Genomic DNA, 17,793 nt, shown 5'->3' with positions numbered 1-17,793 from the left:
GCTGCTTAAACTGAGTAGTGCGAAGGGAATCCAGCGTGCCGCAGGGTTGCGCAGCTATTATTGCCTTTGAACTTAGAGCCAACCCTTTTTCGGTCCGTATGCCGGAGGTAGCAGATGACGTCTTTTGTTGGTCAGGCAGATGCATTGGAAATCATTGCCTTCCGGCTTCACAATCAGGAATTCTGTGTGAAGACGACCTCAATCCGTGAAATTCGCGGCTGGGCACCCGTTACGCCAATTCCCCACGCGCCCTATGAAGTCATCGGCGTCATGAACCTGCGTGGAACCGTGATTCCCATCGTCGATCTCGCGGTGAAGCTCGGCATGGCCAATACCGAGGCAAGCGAGCGCAGCGCAATCGTCGTCACGGATGTCAACGGCATGACCATCGGTCTTCTGGTGGATGGCGTTTCCGATATTCTGACCGTGCCTGCTGATCGATTGCAGCCGCTTCCGCAGGCGACCGGTCCCAGTGCAGCCTTCTCAGATGGTATTATCGCTCAGGGGCAAAGCATGATTTGCTTCCTGAATCTGGAACGCATGTTCGGTGATGACGATGCTGCCGAATGGGGCATGGTGGCCTGATCCTGGACGAACTTCAGGCCGAATGCCTCTGGCGTGCCGATTAAGCTCGCACGGCGTTTTGTGCTTGCCGGTGGTTTGAGCGCTCCAGCGTTTGGCCTCGCGTCAGGCGGATTTGACGGCGCGTGGCTTCCCCTGTCCGTCAAGCGCGACCATGATGAAATGGGCGTCCGTTACTTTTTGGCGCTCTTCGGAATATTGGCGACGCACCCAGCACTCCACATAGAGGTTCATCGACGAGCGGCCTATATTCGTAACACTCGTGTAAATGCAAACCGTATCGCCGACTTTGACGGGGCTTTTGAAGCTGACCTCACGCAGGGCGGCAGTCACAGTGCGTCCGCGGGCGCATTCCGCCGAGCGAATACCGGCGGCCGCATCCATTTGCGCGAGAACCCATCCACCAAAAATGTCGCCGGCCGGATTGGTATCTGCCGGCATCGCAAGGGTTCGCAGCGTCAGTTCGCCTTGCGGTCCGTCTTCACGTGCACTCATATTTGTCAATCTCTCAGGTCAGTATTTGGGGCAATTGCCATATAGAGCATTTCCAGCAAAAGTGTCGTCACGTTTTCCAAAACTGCTTTAAGCCTGCGATGACTTCATCAACCGGTCGAGATAGGCCTCGAAAATGACCCCCATATCAGTACTTTGGGGAAGGCGCAGCCACACCATTTGCAAACCGTCCATAATGGAAATGATCTCTGTGGCCAATGCCTGTGGATCGATGTCGGGACGCAACTCCCCGGCTTCCACGCCCCGGTTCAGCGCATAGGCCATATGATCGCGCAATTGCAGGGTACGATTGTAGAACCAGCGGCGCGCGGGATGGTGATCAAGCAGGCTCTCGGCATTCAATAGCGAGAAAGCCCTGATGATTTCGGGCGTCTCCATGTTGCGTCGATTGACGGTCTTGAGCAGCGCGATGAATTCAACCCAATTCAACGTCCCTTCCTTCAAAAAGGGCTCGTATTCTTTGTCGCGCTCGTCGAGGACAGCAAGCAAAAGATCGACCTTGGTGGGAAAATAATGGAGAAGCCCGGCAAGGGAAAGATGCACATCCCGCGCTATATCGGTCAGCGAGGTGGACTGAAAGCCCTCTGACAGGAAGCGCTTTTTGGCCGCATCCATGATGCTATCACGCCGTTCTTTGGCTGATTTTCGTAAACGGCCGCTCGATGCGGGCGTGGATGCGACACCCTGGCCTTGGGGGGATTTTGTCATCAGGACTTGCCCCAACGGTGGCGTGTGACCAACCTCGGGGCAGCGATGATCCCAGCTGCTGGCGTTTCGGCTGGTCTATTCCGGACGCGACGACGTCCCGTCAACACGAGGGCCTCGCCAAAGAAAGGGAGAGTTTCATGAAAGGAGCAATACTAATAAAGTTAAAATGATATGAGGGGAGGCCGTAGGTTCTTCTGCGAATTTATTACAGACGAAGCCTATCCAAGCAAAGACCTCTGCTGAATTAACTTTGGGTCATGTAGCGCGCTGGCACACGGGCGAAGCCCTTCGGACCGGGCGGTTCAGAGTTTAAAAAGAAGAGTTTTGTAAGGTTCGGTTCGAGGGACGCAATTACAGCGCCGTGCGTTTTATCAAACGCACGAAGGACGCTGTAACACTTTAAATCTGCAGCATAATTTTCACCTTAAATCGATTCCGATTTAAGGAGTTATGCAGAAAAAAAAGCCCGCCGCTGGTAGGCGGCGGGCCAATCAAAATTTCAAGACGGGCAGTGTCAGCGGGTCTTGCGCTTCTTCTGACGATGGACGTCCACCACAACGGCAGCGACGATAATCATGCCCTTGACGATTTCCTGATAGTAGGCGTCCACGCGAAGGAAGGTAAAGCCTGAGGTCATAACGCCAAGAATGACGGTGCCAATGACGGTGCCGGTGATACGCCCCGCACCACCGGTGAGCGAGGTTCCACCAATGACGGCTGCGGCGATGGCATCGAGTTCGTAACCGACACCCATGCCGGCCTGAGCCGTCTGCGCGCGGGCTGCCGTTACGATACCGGCAAGACCAGCGAGAAGACCGGCAATGGCATAAACCTTCACGAGATGCGACTCGATATTGATGCCCGAAACCCGCGCCGCCTGCATGTTGGCGCCAATGGCGTAGGTGAACTTGCCATAACGGGTGTAACGCAGCGCAACGTGGAAGATAATCGCAACCACGAGGAAGACGACGACCGGCCAGGCGCCCGTGCCGATGAAGTTGAAGCTATCCGAGAGGCCGGAGATCGGCTGACCCTTGGTATACCATTTCGCAAGACCGCGAGCAGAAACATAGGTGCCGAGCGTGGCGATAAAGGGAGGGATCTTCGTGCGGGCAATCAACTGACCGTTAACGTAGCCGACAGCGAGGCCCACAGCCAGACCGATGATGATCGGCACGATGAAAGGAAGATCGGTCAGCGACGGATACAGCGCCCGGCCCCAGGTGGAGCTTTGCGCAAAGCTGGCGGCAATCATGGCGGTGAGGCCCACGACCGAGCCAGACGACAGATCGATGCCGCCGGTGATGATGACCTGCGTCACGCCGACCGAGATGATGCCGATGACGGAAACTTGCAGGATCATGATGGTCAGGCGCTGCTGGTTCATCAGGAAGCTCTGTCCGATAAGGACCCAGCCCAGCAGTTCGTAGAGAAGAGCGATGCCAACGAGAACCAGCAGGATGCTGGCCTCTTGCGGCATACGGCGCTTCTGGGGCTTGTCGGCGGCTGTAGCCGCTGCGGAAGTGGCGGTTTCGTTGCTCATTTTGTCCTCCCTGTCATTTTTTCGCCGCTCAACGCGAAGCGAGGTCCATGACCTTGATCTGTGTTGCCTCTGCCCTGTCGAGGAAGCCGGTGACGCGGCCCTCATGCATGACCATGACGCGGTCGCTCATGCCGAGAACCTCGGGCATTTCCGAGGAAATCATCAGCACGGCCACGCCATTTCGAGCCATTTCGCAGACGAGGCGGTGAATTTCCGCTTTTGCGCCGACATCGATGCCGCGGGTAGGTTCATCGAGGATCAGTATGCGCGGATTGGTCAGCATCCAGCGTCCGATCAGCACCTTCTGCTGATTGCCGCCGGACAGGTTTTCGATGCGCTCGGAGAGGTTGGGTGTCTTGACGCGAAGCTTGCGAGACATTTCCTCGCAATCAGCGGCCAGACGTCCTTCCTCGACAAAGCCCGCCTTGACATACTTGTCATGCAGAACCGCGATTTGCATGTTCTCGAGAATATCAAGGATCAGCAGGCAGCCCGTGTCCTTGCGGTCTTCCGTCAAAAAAGCCATGCGGTTGCGGATAGCTGTCGCTGGATTGTCCATCACCACAGGCTTGCCGTCGATTTCGATGGTTCCAGAGGTTGCAGGCGTGACCCCGAACAAGGTTTCGGCAACATTGGATCGGCCAGAGCCGACCAGCCCGGCAAGGCCGAGGATTTCGCCGGCGCGAATGTCGAAGGACACATCCCGGAACACCCCGTCAAGGGTCAGGTTCTTGACAGAAAGAACCACATCACCGATCGGAACTTCCTCCTTGGGGAACATCTGCGTGATTTCGCGCCCAACCATCATGCGAATGATGTCGTCTCGCGTCACGTCGCTCGATGCGTGGGTGCCGATATATTTGCCGTCGCGAAACACCGAGAATTCGTCGGCGATCTCGAAAAGCTCGTTCATCTTGTGGGTAATGTAGACGATGCCGATGCCTTGCGAGCGCAGGTCGCGGATAATCCGGAAAAGATGCTCGACTTCACGGTCGGTCAAAGCCGAAGTCGGCTCGTCCATGATCAGAACGTCGGATTCGTAGGAGACGGCCTTGGCGATTTCCACCATCTGACGGTTCGCGACAGACAATTCGCCGACCGGCATTTCCGGATCGAGGGAAATATTCAACCGGGTAAAGAGCGCCTCGGTGCGACGACGCATTTCTGCGTGATCGACGAAGCCGAAACGATTGAGCGGTTCGCGGCGAATCCAGATGTTTTCGGCAATGGTCATGTAGGACATCAGGTTGAGTTCCTGATGGATCATGGCGATGCCGTTCTCCAGCGCGTCGAGCGGCGATTTCAGCTCGATGTCAACGCCTTTGAGGCGAACCTGGCCCTTGTCCGGCTGGTATATACCGGCAAGAATTTTCATCAGTGTTGACTTGCCCGCGCCATTTTCGCCCATCAGCGCGTGGACCGAGCCGCGCTTCAGCTTGAAGGTCACGTCATCCAGCGCGACAACGCCGGGAAATTCCTTTCGCACTCCCTCCGCGGACAGAAGAAATTCGCTGTTAGGCACGGCGCCGCTTTTGCGCACGGCTGCCATCGTTGTCGGACTGACCATCTTACCCTCCCTTATGCTCTCTCCTCCTTGTTGCGGAGGTGGATTGCAAGCATTCCACTTTGCCGGCCTGCGGACAAGGGCGGACCGTATCTGCCCCAAATCACGCCTTACGGCTGTTGTTCAGAGGGTCCGTGCCCCCTGGCGTTAGGCGAGCGCCTTTGTCAAAACTAGACACCTGCGCGGTCCCGCCTCCCGGCAGAACCGAATAGAAAAAACCGTTGCAGGATTTACAAGCAGAACAGGTTTAAATGGGCAGACCGCCCGCACGCCGCCTGTCTGGCATGTGAGCAAAATAAACCAGACAACGAAATATGCACAATCTGCATCCTCCGCTCCCGACGCTCCCCACGTCACCTTCCCGCTTGCAAGATTGCTCCTCAATCCGGCAAACCTGACGGGCGGCACTGCTTCCAGAACAAAAGAACCGCGCCACCCTTTTCGCAGACAATTTATTCCATTTTCCGCTGTGGCCGTCAATGGGTTGCTCTGATTTAGCCGCAAAAAGCGGCGGATTTCCCGCAAAATCAGCAATATGGGGAAAAGACGCTGTGGAATTTCCATTCTATTTATTGAGGAATTTCCGGCTCTAAAGGGGGCGTATGACGTGTTGGGTATTGGAAAGGCGGCAAAAAAAAGCACCGTGCGGGGGGCACGGTGCTGAAATTTGTCCCGAACTGCTAGGGGAACAGCCCGGGTGGCCACAAGGATGTGAAGGGATGCGCCAGGGCCCGAGGGGAGGCAGGCAACAATCCGATCCCTGTAATTGCAACCCTAGCTCGATTTCCTTACTTAAAAATTAAAAGATGCTAATAAAAGATTCCGCAACGAAGGAAATCAATGCCGCACCCGCGATGCCGAGATAAAGCTGGCGTAACGGTCGTTACTGGTTACGACGATTGTGTCCGGCCTCGAGCAGATCGATCTGAATTTGCTGCATTTCTGCCAGCCGCTCCCATTGCCGGGCCATCTGATGATCGATTTTCTCGTGAAGTTGACGGATTTCAAGTTCGGCGCGCAGATTGACCATGTAATCGTTTTCGGCGCGTTTTCGATCTTTCTCCTCCTGGCGCCGCTGGCTCATCATGATGATGGGCGCCTGTAGTGCTGCAACGCAAGAGAGAACAAGATTAAGAAGTATGAAGGGGTAAGGGTCGAAGGCGTTGGAGGCGAGAATCACGGTATTGAGAATCATCCACGCCACGAGAATGCCGATGAAAAGCAGGATGAAGGCCCAGGAGCCGCCAAAACTTGCAACGGCGTCTGCGGCCCGGTCGCCAAAACCGATTGTCTGATCTTTTTCCTGGGCGATTTGCTGGACCGTGGAGATGCCGGTTCCCAGATCATGAATGACCCGCTGGTCGAGTTCTGATAGTTCGCCGCGTTCGTCTTCCAGCATTTTGGAAATGGCCTCGCGCCGCAAGCGGGCGAGATCATTCTCGCACACAAGCGCGTCGGGTTCGGTTGGGCCGATCTCTGCGTGGATCATTTCTGCAAGTGCGGGGCGTTGTGCATCCACGGCGTGGAGGAACCTGCGCTCGAAATGCTTTTTACAAAGGCAGCAAATGCCACCCTTGGCATTTTTAGACGGACGGATGACGGTCACGACGAACTCCGGAAAAAGGGATGCCAGCTCTTGCCGGCATCCCAATTCTATTCAGGAATCATGTTTTCCGAAAGCGTGTCCGTCAGCTTCAGACGATTCCGCCGCTGCCGCCTTTTACCGCTGGCCGTTCCTTGGCAAGCTTTGCGCGGTAGCCGCTGGCGCGATAGGTGGCGACCGGGTCAATTGCGCCGCCGTGACGGCGGCGCGCTTCGGCGAGAATTGGCTCGACATCGCAACGATAGGCGCGTTTCAACGTTTCGGATGCCATCAGCGCGTCGTTATCATTCTGATAACCGTCCAGCGACTTGCGATCGACCAGCAGTGCCTGTGCATAGGCGCGGCGGATTTCGTTGGCACTGGAAATCAGGCTTTCGATCGGGTCCGTCACGTTATGGCTCTGGTCGATCATATGTGCCGGGTGAAAACCCTTCACGCCGCGATACTCGGCATCCACCAGTTCGTTGAAAACGAGGAAGAGGCGATAGGGCTCGACCGAACCGGCATCCAGATCGTCATCGCCATATTTCGAGTCGTTGAAGTGGAAACCACCCAGTTTTCCAAACTGGATGAGGCGCGCCACGATCATCTCGATATTGGTATTGGGTGCGTGATGGCCGAGATCGACGAGGCATTGCGCCTTGTCACCCAGGGTCTGGGCGATGAGGTAATTCGTTCCCCAATCCTGAACCACCGTGGAATAGAAAGCGGGTTCGTACATCTTGTGTTCGGAGAACAGCCGCCAATCATCCGGCAGCGCCTTGTAGATGTCGCGCATCGCATCGAGATAACGCTCGAAGGACCTGGTGAAGTTCGATTGGCCGGGGAAATTCGAGCCGTCGCCGACCCAGACCGTCAATGCCTTGGAACCGATGGCATTGCCAAGCTCGATACATTCGATGTTATGTTCGACGGCCTGACGGCGTGTGGCGGCATCGACATGACTGAGAGAGCCGAATTTATAGGAATGCGCCTGATCCGGAGCATCGGAGAAGGTGTTTGAATTCATGGCGTCGAAGCCGAGGCCGAGTGATGCGCCCTTTGCCTTCAGGTCTTTGGGGTCGGCCTTGTCCCACGGAATATGCAGCGAGACGGTGGGCGTGGCTTGCGTCAACTGGTGAATGACGCTGCAATCCTCCAGTTTGTCGAAGATGTTGCGCGGTTCGCCTTGACCCGGAAAACGGGCAAAGCGGGTGCCGCCCGTGCCGACGCCCCAGGAGGGGACGGCGACGAAAAATTCAGAGACTTTGCTGGTGATCGCGTCAATATCGATGGATTGCCTTGCGAGGCGTTCACCAAGGGCATCGTAATCGCTTTTCAGCGCGGAGGCGCGCTTGTCGTTTTCTGCGGCAATCAGTTCAGCCGCGATTTTCAGGTCTGTCATGGGCTCCTCCCTGAGAGATCATCCCTCCCGCTGCGGAGGGGGCGTAGCGATAGGCCATTTCCATCGAATCAATGGTCGAAGGATGCGTTCTATCGTTTGTATTTTCAAAGACGGGAAGGCCCTGGAGCCTTCCCGCAGGCAGGAGTGTTCAGCGCGTGAAGCTCTGAGCGTTGCCGGCATCGACATTGATGATATTGCCGGTGGACTTGGCGGAGGCATCGGAAGCGAGGAAGTAAATGGCCTCGGCAATGTCTTCGGGGAAGACATTCAGCTTCAGCATCGAGCGCTTGCGGTAATGTTCCTCAAGGTCGTCCACCTCGATCTTGGAGGAGGCTGCGCGCTGCTCGCGCCATTCGCCGTTCCAGATCTTCGAGCCGCGCAAGACCGCGTCGGGATTGACGGTGTTCACGCGGATGCCTGCATCAGCACCTTCCAATGCAAGGCACCGGGCAAGATGGATTTCCGCCGCCTTGGCGGTGCAATAGGCCGAGGCATTCGGAGAAGAAGCAAGTCCGTTCTTCGATGCCACGAAAACGATGTTGCCGCCGATATTCTGACGCCGGAACAGGCGGAAGGCCTCGCGGGAGACAAGGAAATAGCCGGTGGCAAGAATATTGATGTTCTTGTCCCACATGGCAAGCGTCGTTTCCTCAACCGGGGCAGAGGAGGCAATGCCTGCATTGGAAACGAGAATGTCAACGCCGCCAAATTCAACGCTGGCTTCCGCAAAGGCTGCGACAACCGCGTCCTCGCGGGTGACGTCCAGCTGGACGCTGCGGACTGCATCGCTGCTGTAGCGTTTTGCAAAATCCTGCTCGGTCGTGGCAAGCGCGTTCTGGTCAATATCGGCCAGAACCACGCAGGCGCCTTCAGCCGCCAGACGCTCCGCCGTCGCCCGGCCAATCCCGCCGGCGCCGCCGGTGATGAAGGCAACGCGGCCTGCGAGGCTCTTGGGCTTCGGCATCCGCTGGAGCTTTGCTTCCTCCAACAGCCAGTATTCGATATCGAAGGCCTCCTGCTCCGGCAGGCCCTGATATTCGGAGACGGTGGAGGCGCCACGCATGACGTTGATGGCGTTCACGTAAAACTCACCGGCAATGCGGGCGGTTGCCTTGTCCTTGGCAAAGGAGAACATGCCGACGCCGGGAATGAGGAAGATGACCGGATTGGGGTCGCGCATCTTCGGCGAATTGTCATGGCGGCAGCTATTGTAATAGCGGCTGTAATCCGCGCGGTAATCTTCCAGTGCCTGGTCGAGACCGGCAATGACGGCCTCAACATCCGGATTGGACGGATCGAAATCGAGGATCAGCGGGCGGATCTTGGTGCGCAGAAAGTGATCCGGGCAAGAGGTGCCCAGCGCGCCGAGTGGCTTGAGGTTGCTGGAATTCACGAATTCCAGAACGGCGTCCTGATCGTCGAAATGGCCGAGCTTGCGCTCCTGCTTGCCAATGCGACCGCGAATTTCCGGCATGAGACGAGCGGCAATGGCGCGACGCTCGGACGCTTCGAGGCTGTTTGTGACCGCACCCCCGAAAATGACTTTGCCTTCGGTTTCCTTGGCAAACCAGACGATCGCCTTGTTGATGATGTCGAGGGTCAGTTCGTAGCAAGCCTTGGCATCGTTTGCCCAGGTGAACAGGCCATGGCTCTCCAGCACGACGCCCTTGGCATTCGGGTTGGCCTTGACGAAGGCTTCGAGATCAAGACCGAGCTGGAAGCCGGGGCGACGCCAGGGAAGCCAGCCAATATCGGCGCCAAATACCTTTTCCGTCAACTCGCGCGAGTTTTTCGATGCCGCGATTGCAATAATCGCATCCGGATGCATGTGATCGACATGCGTGAACGGGACAAAGCCATGCAATGGCGTATCGATGGAGGCGGCACGCGGATTGAGATTGAAGGTGCAGTGCGGCAGGAAGCCGACCATGCGATCTTCGTCGTGTAGGCCCTGATAGATGCCTTTCAGCGCATCCAGTTTTTCCTGATAAAGGGTCGCGAAACCGTCGAGCTTGATGGTGCCGACATCGCCGCCCGATCCCTTGACCCAGAGAACCTTGATGTCCTGGCCGGTGAGCGGATCGGTCTCGATGACCTTGGCGGAAGTGTTGCCGCCGCCGTAATTGGTAATGCGCTTGTCTGCGCCCAGCAGGTTGGACCGATAAAGCAGTTTTCCAGGCTCATCGAGCGTGGCGGCGTAGCTGTCGTCCCAACGGTTTTCGAGCAGGCGGGGCTGGCCCGTCATTGGCAATCCTCCCGATATTGTGGTTGTCCGCAGCCGGTCAGACTTGCGGGTCTTTGCTTGGTATTGCGCAGCACATGCCTCAATGTCAATCAAAAACGATCATAAAAATTCATTGTGCGGTGCAATATAGTGTTTTTTGATTGAACCTGATTGACGAGGTAAAAAGTTTCTGAATTATTACAGGGCAGGAGCAAGCAATGCACGAACGTGAACGCCATCGCATCATACTGAGCGCGATCCAGGAAAAGCCTGTGATCACGGTTCAGGATATTGCCGAGTTGACAGAGGCTTCCGAAGCCACGATCCGCCGGGATATTGCTGCTTTGCACGTGCAGGGCAAGCTTCGCCGGGTGCGGGGAGGGGCGGAGGCCATTCATCCCCCGCAATTGGGAAATCTTGCAGCAAGACCGTTTCGCGTGTCGGAATCGGTCAATATCGATAAGAAACGCGCAATTGCGCGCGCAGCGGTGGAGATTTGTGACGAAGGCGATTCGATCATCATCAATGGTGGTACGACGACCTTTCAGATGGTTCACTTCATGGCCGCGCGCCGATTGCAGGTGATGACGAATTCCTTCGCCATTGCCGAACATCTGATCAAGCATTCGAAGTGCACGGTGAATGTGCCGGGCGGGGCTATTTACCGTGACCAGAGCCTCATCCTGTCGCCGTTCGAAAATGACGCCATCCGCAATTTCTATGGACGGCGCATGTTCATCGGCGCGCAAGGCATCAGCGCGCTGGGGGTGATGGAGCCGGATGCACTTGTCATTCAGAGCGAGCAGCGGCTCATGCGGCAGGCGGATGAACTGATCGTCATGGTGGATTCCACCAAGTTCACCCGTCGATCGAGCATGATTCTCTGCCCGCTCGAAAATGTCTCGACCATCATAACCGATGACGGCGTGCCGGAAGAGGCTGTCGCCATGGTGGAGGCGGCAGGCATAAAGCTTTTGACGGTGAAGCCGGTCGCTTCACCGCACAAGGAGGAATCTCCCTCGGTTGCCTAGGTGCAATTTTGAACCACCGGAAAAGGTGGCGAGGGAGCAGGGTTTATCATAACGGGAGGAAGACCATGAAAATGACGAGACGTTTCCTTGGCGCGGCTGCAATTGCTTTCGTGTCTGCCACGGGCATGGCCCAGGCTGCCGAGGTCAAGATTGCTCTGGTGGTGAAATCGCTTGGAAACGGCTTCTTCGAGGCCGCCAACAAGGGCGCGGAGGAAGCCGCCAAAGAAATTGGCGGCGTGAAGATCATCTATACCGGCCCGACCTCCACAACGGCGGAAGGCCAGATCGAGGTCATCAATTCGCTGATCGCTCAGGGCGTTGACGCCATCGCTATTTCCGCCAATGACCCGGATGCCGTCGTTCCGGCTCTGAAAAAGGCCGCACAGCGCGGGATCAAGGTGATTTCCTGGGATTCCGGCGTGGCGCCGGCGGGACGCATCCTGCATCTCAACCCGTCTTCGAACGAGCTGATCGGCAAGATGTGTCTGAAGCTTGCGGCGGATCACCTGCCTGACGGCAAGGGCGATTTCGCTATTCTTTCCGCCACCACAACCTCGACCAACCAGAATATCTGGATCGAGGAAATGAAGAAGCAGCTCAAGGATTTCCCCGGTCTCAATCTCGTCACGACCGTCTACGGTGATGACCTTGCCGACAAGAGCTATCGCGAAGCCAATGGCCTTCTCACCTCCAAGCCAAACGTCAAGGTCATCGTCGCGCCGACCACCGTTGGCGTGCTGGCGGCATCGCAGGCCGTGAAGGACGCTGGCAAGATCGGTCAGGTCTATGTCACGGGCCTTGGCCTTCCCTCGGAAATGGCGGGTGCGATCAAGTCCGGCGCCACGAAGGAATTCGCCATCTGGAACCCGATCGACCTTGGTTATTCTGCCACCCAGATTGCTTATCACCTCGTCAAGGGCGATGCGACCGGCAAGCCGGGTACGTCCGTACCGGCAGGGCGCATGGGGTCGATCAAGGTTGGTGAAGGCGGCGAAGCTGCCATGGCCGAACCCTTTGTCTACGACGCCAAGAATATCGATCAGTTCTCCAAGATCTTCTGATCCTGTGATCGAAACAGCCTTCTGCCGGTCTCGAACCGGCAGAGAGGGGCTGTCTGGCTCTCGGTCAGCCTGAGCGGTCAAGCCGCGACCAGGGGTGGCTTTGCTTGCAAATATCCATCGAAGACAGTTTGGGTCGGATCAGCAGCCGGCCCAATCCATGATGACAGTAAAAATGGAACATTCCACGATGAGCGTTGAACCCCCGATGGCTGAAAGCGGTCAGGCTGCATCCCTTGCGGGCGATGCGTCATTGGCGGCGTCGGTCGCGCCAGTTCTTGAAATGCGCGGCATTTCGCAGATCTTTCCCGGCGTTAAAGCGCTGGATGGCGTCAACATTGCCCTTTATCCCGGTCAGGTTACGGCATTGATCGGCGAGAACGGAGCGGGTAAATCGACGCTCGTCAAAATTCTGACCGGCATTTACCGTCCCAACGAAGGCGAGATCCTGATCGACGGCCAGGTGATGCGATTTGCCAGCGCTCAGGACGCAATAGATGCTGGCGTGACGGCCATCCATCAGGAAACCGTGCTTTTCGACGAGCTGACGGTAGGTGAAAATATCTTTCTGGGCCATGCGCCCCGCACCCGTTTCGGCCTGATCGACTGGCGCAGCATCCACGCCCGGTCGCGGCAATTGCTGGAGGCGCTGGAAAGCCGGATCGACCCGACAATTCGCCTGAAGGATCTTTCCATCGCCCAGCGGCATCTGGTTGCAATCGCCCGCGCCCTGTCTGTCGAGGCGCGCATCGTCATCATGGATGAGCCGACAGCGGCCTTGTCTCGCAAGGAAATCGACGATCTGTTTCGCATTGTCGAAAACCTGAAACGGCAGGGCAAGGCAATTTTGTTCATCAGCCACAAATTCGATGAACTCTATGAAATTGCGGAGAATTACGCGGTCTTTCGCGATGGGCGCATGGTGGGTGCCGGAAAGTTGCAGAAAACGCCGCAGGAGGAGATCGTCCGGCTTATGGTCGGGCGGGATGTCGATGAGGTCTTTCCCAAGGTAAAGGCCAGCCTTGGCGGCACCGTGCTGAAAGTGTCCCGCTATAGCCACCCCACGGAATTTCGCGATATTGCTTTTGAACTGCGAAAGGGGGAAATTCTTGGCATTTATGGGCTGATCGGGGCGGGCCGCTCGGAGCTTTGCCAGTCGCTGTTTGGTGTCACGTCTGCTTCAAGCGGGCAGGTGGAACTGGAAGGGAAAACGCTTGCGATCAACAGACCGGCGGATGCCATCGCCAGCGGCATAGTTTACGTGCCGGAAGAGCGCGGCAGGCATGGTCTGGCGTTGCCCATGCCGATTTACCAGAACATCTCGCTGCCATCGCTTGGGCAAACGTCGCGCAGGGGGTTCTTGCGTGCGGCCGAGGAATTCCGGCTGGCGCGCCTTTATGCGGAACGTCTGGATTTGCGCGCTGCGGCCCTTTCCGTTCCCGTCGGTACATTGTCGGGCGGCAATCAGCAGAAGGTGGTGATTGGCAAGTGGCTTGCCACGAAACCAAAGGTCATCATTCTCGACGAGCCGACGAAAGGTATCGACATCGGCTCCAAGGCCGCCGTCCATGGCTTTATTTCGGAGCTGGCGGCAGAAGGCCTTTCCATCATCATGATCTCTTCTGAATTGCCGGAAATCCTTGGAATGTCGGACCGTGTCATGGTGATGCGGGAAGGCTTGATGGCAGGCGTCTACGATCGTGAAGGGCTGACGCCCGAGATGCTGGTGCGCGCCGCCACCGGTAATATGTGAGGTATTTCATGAAAACCCTGCTTCGACATCGCGAGGCGGCTCTGGCGGTGATCATCGCCCTGCTGGTGCTGATTTTCGCGACCCGCGCCGAAGGCTTCGCCTCTCCGGGCAATCTTGCCACCATCTTCAACGATACCTCGATCCTGATCATTCTGGCGCTTGGGCAGATGGTGGTCATCATGACCAAATCCATCGATCTTTCCGTTGCGGCCAATCTTGCCTTTACGGGCATGGCCGTTGCCATGCTGGATGCCAGCTTTCCGGGATTGCCGCTTGCGCTGCTTGTTCTGTGCGCCATCGCCATCGGAGCGCTGCTCGGCGCGCTGAACGGCTATCTGGTCTGGGCACTTGGTATGCCTTCCATTGTCGTGACCCTTGGGACGCTGACCATCTATCGCGGCATGGCCTTCGTGCTGTCGGGCGGCGCCTGGGTCAATGCGCATCAGATGACGGCCGATTTCCTGAACATGCCCCGCACGGTCCTTGCGGGTCTGCCTCTGCTGTCCTGGGTTGCCGTTCTTGTTGTCGCAGTGGCCTGGCTGGTGATGACGCGCAGTTCCTTCGGCCGTGCCACCTATGCGGCAGGTGGAAATCCCACCGCTGCTGTTTACGCGGGCATCAATATCGGCCGCACGCAATTTCTGGCCTTCGTGCTTTCCGGCACGCTGGCCGGTCTCTGCGGTTATTTGTGGGTTTCACGCTATGCCGTCGCCTATGTCGATGTCGCAAGCGGTTTTGAACTCGATACGGTCGCGGCCTGCGTCATTGGCGGCATCTCCATAGCAGGCGGTATCGGCAGCGTGGCCGGGACTGTGCTGGGGGCGCTTTTCCTGGGCGTTATCAAGAATGCCTTGCCGGTGATCGGAATTTCTCCTTTCGCGCAAATGGCCATATCCGGCTTCGTCATCGTGCTGGCCGTGGTCTTCAATGCGCGATCCGAGCGGCGCAAGGGCCGGATCATCCTGCGCGACCAATCCATTCAAAGCAAAAGCGAGGTGGCGGCATGACGCTTCAATCCTCTCAGGCGCCATCCATGCCGCGCCATATCCCGGATCGTTTGACCACGCCCTTTCGCCGTCTGATGGGAAGCTGGGAGTGCCTGCTTTTCGGTGTGGCAGTGCTGATCTTTATCGCCAATTCCTTTGCGTCGCCCTATTTTCTCGATGCATGGAACCTTTCGGATGCGACTTTCAATTTTACCGAAAAGGCCTTGATTGCCTTTGCCATGACGCTTCTGGTCATTGCCGGTGAGATCGATCTCTCCGTGGCGGCAATCATTGCACTGGCCTCGACGGCAATGGGCTGGGCGGCGCAGATGGGGGTCGATACTCCCGGTCTCGTCCTGATCGGCGTTTCGGTCGGCCTTATCTGCGGCATTATCAACGGCGTCCTCGTTGCCGGACTGAAATTGCCTTCGATTGTCGTGACAATCGGAACCATGAGCCTGTTCCGCGGCATTTCCTATATTGTTCTCGGTGATCAGGCCTTCGGAAAATATCCGGAAAGCTTTGGCTATTTCGGCCAGGGCTATGTGTTCTGGGTCTTTTCCTTCGAATTCGTGCTGTTTGTCGTCATGGCCGTGATTTTTGCCGTGTTGCTGCATTGCACCAATTTCGGCCGTCAGGTCTTTGTCATCGGCAATAATGATTTTGCCGCGCGCTTCTCGGGTATTCCGGTCGATCGGGTGAAATTCATTCTCTTCCTTCTGACCGGCCTGATGAGCGGTATCGCGGCCGTCTGCCTCACCTCACGCCTTGGTTCCACCCGGCCATCGATTGCGCAAGGCTGGGAGCTTGAGGTCGTGACCATGGTCGTTCTGGGCGGCGTTGCAATCACCGGCGGGGCAGGCACGATCGGCGGGGTTGTGATCGCGGCTTTCGTCATGGGGCTCGTGACCTTCGGTCTGGGGCTCATGAATGTTCCGGGCATCGTCATGTCGATCTTCATCGGCCTGCTATTGATCATCACTATCGCCCTGCCGATCATCGTTCGGCGGATGCGCAACCTGCGGAGCTGACACATGCCGGAACTGGAAAAACATGCCTTCAAGATGCAGCTCAATCCGGGCATGGAGGCGGAATATCGCAAACGCCACGATGAAATCTGGCCGGAACTCGTCGGCTTGCTGCATGAGGCCGGGGTGAGTGACTATTCCATCCATCTCGATCGCGACACCGGCATCTTGTTCGGGCTGCTGACGCGGCGCAAGGATCATACAATGGCCTCGCTTCCCGATCATCCGATCATGAAGAAATGGTGGAGCCATATGGCGGATATTATGGCGACACATCCGGACCAGTCGCCGATTGCCATCGATCTCGTTCCGGTTTTTTACATGCCATGAGCGATATTCGGAAAATCGCCGTCATCGACATCGGCAAGACCAATGCCAAGGTCGTGGTTTTCGATGCGGCAAGCGGTCAGGAGATTGCTTGCCTGCGCAGGGCAAATACGATTTTGGCAGGTCCGCCTTATCCCCATTTCGACGTGGAGGGATTGTGGGCTTTCATTCTTCAAAGTCTTCGTCGCTTCGGGGCCGAGCCGGGCTTTGATGCCGTTTCCATTACCACGCATGGGGCGTGTCTGGCTTTGCTGGATGAGGCCGGAGAGCTGGCGCTGCCGATTCTGGATTATGAATATGCCTATCCCGCCGATGTCATCGCCGACTATGATGCGGTGCGCCCGGATTTCAGAGCGACCTTTTCGCCCCGCTTGCCAGCCGGATTGAATGCCGGGGCACAACTTCATTATCAAAAGCGCTGCTTTGCGGCGGATTTTGAGAAGGTAAGCGCGATTGTCACCTATCCGCAATATTGGGCTTTTCGCCTCACCGGGGTTCTGGCCAATGAGGCGACCTCGCTCGGCTGCCATACCGATCTCTGGTGTCCTGCCGAGGGTGATTTTTCATCGCTGGTCGAAAAGCTTGGAATTGGCGGGAAGCTTGCATCCGTCAGACCGGCTTTCGAACCGCTTGGCAGCCTCAAGGCAGAGGTGGCCGATGCGATTGCGATTGGGCGCACTATCCCGGTCTATTGCGGGATCCATGATAGCAATGCATCGCTCCTGCCGCACCTCGTGCGGGGCAAGCCGCCTTTTTCCGTCGTTTCCACCGGAACCTGGATCATCAGCTTCGCGGTAGGTGGCAATGTCGATGGGCTCGATCCGGCGCGGGACACGCTCTGCAACGTGGATGCCTATGGACGCGCCGTTCCCTCGGCCCGCTATATGGGCGGGCGGGAATATGAGCTTCTGACGGCAGGCCGCACGCCACCGGACAATGCGGCAATTGCGGCGGCGGTCGGGGATGTCGTCGCCAGGGGCGTCATGCTGTTACCCAACGTGGTGGAAGGCTGCGGCCCGCTGCCCGGCGGCACGCTGACATGGTATGGCGAGCCAGAGGATGATGCGGCCTATTTTGCGGTCGTTGCGCTTTATTCGGCGCTGATGACGCAAACGTCACTCGGCCTGATCGGCGCGCAAGGCAAAACGATCGTCGAGGGGCCTTTTGCGGGCAATCTGCTTTATCTCCAGGCACTGGCTGCGCTGACAGGCCGTGAAGTGGTGGTGGCGGAGGGCGGCGCGCCAAGCGGCACCGCCGAGGGAGCGGCCTTGTTATGCGGCATCGCGCCTGCGCCGGTTCAGGAAAGATCCTATCATCCCGGTGCGATTGACCTTGCATCCTACCGGGCGCTTTTTTTCAAGCGTCTGTCTGAGCGTGGATAAAGCGGGCGCCTGTAACGTCTGCGCGAGACACTGAATGTGATCTTGGAATTGTCATTGGCCCTTGCTACCAAGGGCCGATTGCTGGCGCCCGGCAGGCGCAAATGGAG

15 protein-coding genes are annotated in these 17,793 nt (G+C 57.2%); 8 read left to right on the top strand and 7 right to left on the bottom strand.

The annotated features are described in order from the left end of the window. The first annotated feature begins 114 nt into the window (after positions 1–114). Positions 115–585: a chemotaxis protein CheW gene (locus tag T424_RS0108945; RefSeq protein ID WP_027487422.1), complete on the top strand. Its 471-nt coding sequence runs from the start codon at positions 115–117 to the stop codon at positions 583–585. Positions 586–687: 102 nt separating this feature from the next. On the opposite strand, the gene T424_RS0108940 is transcribed toward T424_RS0108945, so the two are convergent. The 7 genes from T424_RS0108940 to T424_RS0108910 all read right to left on the bottom strand — a co-directional run bounded on the left by T424_RS0108940 (position 688) and on the right by T424_RS0108910 (position 10,142). Continuing rightward, positions 688–1,077, bottom strand: coding sequence for an acyl-CoA thioesterase (locus T424_RS0108940; protein ID WP_027487421.1), 390 nt, complete (start codon positions 1,075–1,077; stop codon positions 688–690). Between the two features lie 87 nt (positions 1,078–1,164). Then, on the bottom strand, positions 1,165–1,710 hold the full coding sequence (locus tag T424_RS0108935) for a TetR/AcrR family transcriptional regulator (RefSeq protein ID WP_245269496.1): 546 nt from the start codon (positions 1,708–1,710) through the stop codon (positions 1,165–1,167). Positions 1,711–2,317: 607 nt separating this feature from the next. After that, the gene (locus tag T424_RS0108930; RefSeq protein ID WP_027487419.1) at positions 2,318–3,346 is read right to left on the bottom strand and encodes an ABC transporter permease; all 1,029 of its coding nucleotides are present in this window, start codon (positions 3,344–3,346) and stop codon (positions 2,318–2,320) included. A gap of 28 nt (positions 3,347–3,374) precedes the next feature. Next, positions 3,375–4,913: a sugar ABC transporter ATP-binding protein gene (locus T424_RS0108925; protein WP_084268447.1), complete on the bottom strand. Its 1,539-nt coding sequence runs from the start codon at positions 4,911–4,913 to the stop codon at positions 3,375–3,377. Between the two features lie 880 nt (positions 4,914–5,793). Further along, positions 5,794–6,516: a DUF1003 domain-containing protein gene (locus T424_RS20600; RefSeq protein WP_084268455.1), complete on the bottom strand. Its 723-nt coding sequence runs from the start codon at positions 6,514–6,516 to the stop codon at positions 5,794–5,796. 88 nt (positions 6,517–6,604) lie between these two features. Then, a complete protein-coding gene (rhaI, locus tag T424_RS0108915) occupies positions 6,605–7,897 on the bottom strand; it encodes an L-rhamnose catabolism isomerase (RefSeq protein ID WP_027487417.1) in 1,293 nt (430 codons plus the stop codon). A 148-nt stretch (positions 7,898–8,045) separates the two neighbouring features. Beyond that, positions 8,046–10,142, bottom strand: a complete 2,097-nt coding sequence (locus T424_RS0108910; RefSeq protein ID WP_027487416.1) for a bifunctional rhamnulose-1-phosphate aldolase/short-chain dehydrogenase — start codon at positions 10,140–10,142, stop codon at positions 8,046–8,048. 197 nt (positions 10,143–10,339) lie between these two features. Here T424_RS0108910 and T424_RS0108905 point away from each other — a divergent pair, with 197 nt between their 5' ends. The 7 genes from T424_RS0108905 to T424_RS0108875 all read left to right on the top strand — a co-directional run bounded on the left by T424_RS0108905 (position 10,340) and on the right by T424_RS0108875 (position 17,686). Then, positions 10,340–11,152 (top strand): DeoR/GlpR family DNA-binding transcription regulator, encoded by an 813-nt coding sequence (locus T424_RS0108905; RefSeq protein WP_027487415.1) that lies wholly within the window; start codon positions 10,340–10,342, stop codon positions 11,150–11,152. A 65-nt stretch (positions 11,153–11,217) separates the two neighbouring features. After that, positions 11,218–12,213 (top strand): rhamnose ABC transporter substrate-binding protein, encoded by a 996-nt coding sequence (gene rhaS / locus T424_RS0108900; protein ID WP_027487414.1) that lies wholly within the window; start codon positions 11,218–11,220, stop codon positions 12,211–12,213. A 280-nt stretch (positions 12,214–12,493) separates the two neighbouring features. After that, positions 12,494–13,963: a sugar ABC transporter ATP-binding protein gene (locus T424_RS0108895; protein WP_245269501.1), complete on the top strand. Its 1,470-nt coding sequence runs from the start codon at positions 12,494–12,496 to the stop codon at positions 13,961–13,963. An 8-nt stretch (positions 13,964–13,971) separates the two neighbouring features. After that, positions 13,972–14,970 carry an ABC transporter permease gene (locus tag T424_RS0108890; protein ID WP_027487412.1) on the top strand — a complete coding sequence of 333 codons (999 nt, stop codon included), beginning with the start codon at positions 13,972–13,974 and terminating at the stop codon, positions 14,968–14,970. Further along, complete coding sequence (locus T424_RS0108885) at positions 14,967–15,980, top strand: ABC transporter permease (protein ID WP_027487411.1); 1,014 nt, start codon at positions 14,967–14,969, stop codon at positions 15,978–15,980. The genes T424_RS0108890 and T424_RS0108885 overlap by 4 nt, the downstream gene beginning before the upstream one ends. 3 nt (positions 15,981–15,983) lie before the next feature. After that, a complete protein-coding gene (rhaM, locus tag T424_RS0108880; RefSeq protein ID WP_027487410.1) occupies positions 15,984–16,307 on the top strand; it encodes an L-rhamnose mutarotase in 324 nt (107 codons plus the stop codon). Continuing rightward, positions 16,304–17,686 carry an FGGY-family carbohydrate kinase gene (locus T424_RS0108875; protein WP_027487409.1) on the top strand — a complete coding sequence of 461 codons (1,383 nt, stop codon included), beginning with the start codon at positions 16,304–16,306 and terminating at the stop codon, positions 17,684–17,686. Before rhaM ends, T424_RS0108875 begins: the two co-directional genes overlap by 4 nt. Positions 17,687–17,793: the final 107 nt, after the last annotated feature.

The sequence above is a fragment of the Allorhizobium undicola ORS 992 = ATCC 700741 genome, from assembly GCF_000621665.1.
Taxonomy (GTDB): Bacteria; Pseudomonadota; Alphaproteobacteria; order Rhizobiales; family Rhizobiaceae; genus Allorhizobium; species Allorhizobium undicola.
Note: the sequence above shows the minus strand (reverse complement) of the source record. Positions and strands in the feature narration are given on the sequence as shown.

Excerpts from the sequence above, each read along its gene's own strand:
- T424_RS0108875 (WP_027487409.1), top strand. The coding sequence starts at position 16,304 with ATGAGCGATATTCGGAAAATCGCCGTCATCGACATCGGCAAGACCAAT.
- T424_RS0108925 (WP_084268447.1), bottom strand. The coding sequence starts at position 4,913 with ATGGTCAGTCCGACAACGATGGCAGCCGTGCGCAAAAGCGGCGCCGTG.
- T424_RS0108935 (WP_245269496.1), bottom strand. The coding sequence starts at position 1,710 with ATGGATGCGGCCAAAAAGCGCTTCCTGTCAGAGGGCTTTCAGTCCACC.
- T424_RS0108905 (WP_027487415.1), top strand. The coding sequence starts at position 10,340 with ATGCACGAACGTGAACGCCATCGCATCATACTGAGCGCGATCCAGGAA.
- T424_RS0108930 (WP_027487419.1), bottom strand. The coding sequence starts at position 3,346 with ATGAGCAACGAAACCGCCACTTCCGCAGCGGCTACAGCCGCCGACAAG.
- rhaI (WP_027487417.1), bottom strand. The coding sequence starts at position 7,897 with ATGACAGACCTGAAAATCGCGGCTGAACTGATTGCCGCAGAAAACGAC.
- T424_RS0108940 (WP_027487421.1), bottom strand. The coding sequence starts at position 1,077 with ATGAGTGCACGTGAAGACGGACCGCAAGGCGAACTGACGCTGCGAACC.
- T424_RS0108895 (WP_245269501.1), top strand. The coding sequence starts at position 12,494 with ATGCGCGGCATTTCGCAGATCTTTCCCGGCGTTAAAGCGCTGGATGGC.
- T424_RS0108910 (WP_027487416.1), bottom strand. The coding sequence starts at position 10,142 with ATGACGGGCCAGCCCCGCCTGCTCGAAAACCGTTGGGACGACAGCTAC.
- rhaS (WP_027487414.1), top strand. The coding sequence starts at position 11,218 with ATGAAAATGACGAGACGTTTCCTTGGCGCGGCTGCAATTGCTTTCGTG.
- T424_RS0108945 (WP_027487422.1), top strand. The coding sequence starts at position 115 with ATGACGTCTTTTGTTGGTCAGGCAGATGCATTGGAAATCATTGCCTTC.
- T424_RS0108890 (WP_027487412.1), top strand. The coding sequence starts at position 13,972 with ATGAAAACCCTGCTTCGACATCGCGAGGCGGCTCTGGCGGTGATCATC.
- rhaM (WP_027487410.1), top strand. The coding sequence starts at position 15,984 with ATGCCGGAACTGGAAAAACATGCCTTCAAGATGCAGCTCAATCCGGGC.
- T424_RS0108885 (WP_027487411.1), top strand. The coding sequence starts at position 14,967 with ATGACGCTTCAATCCTCTCAGGCGCCATCCATGCCGCGCCATATCCCG.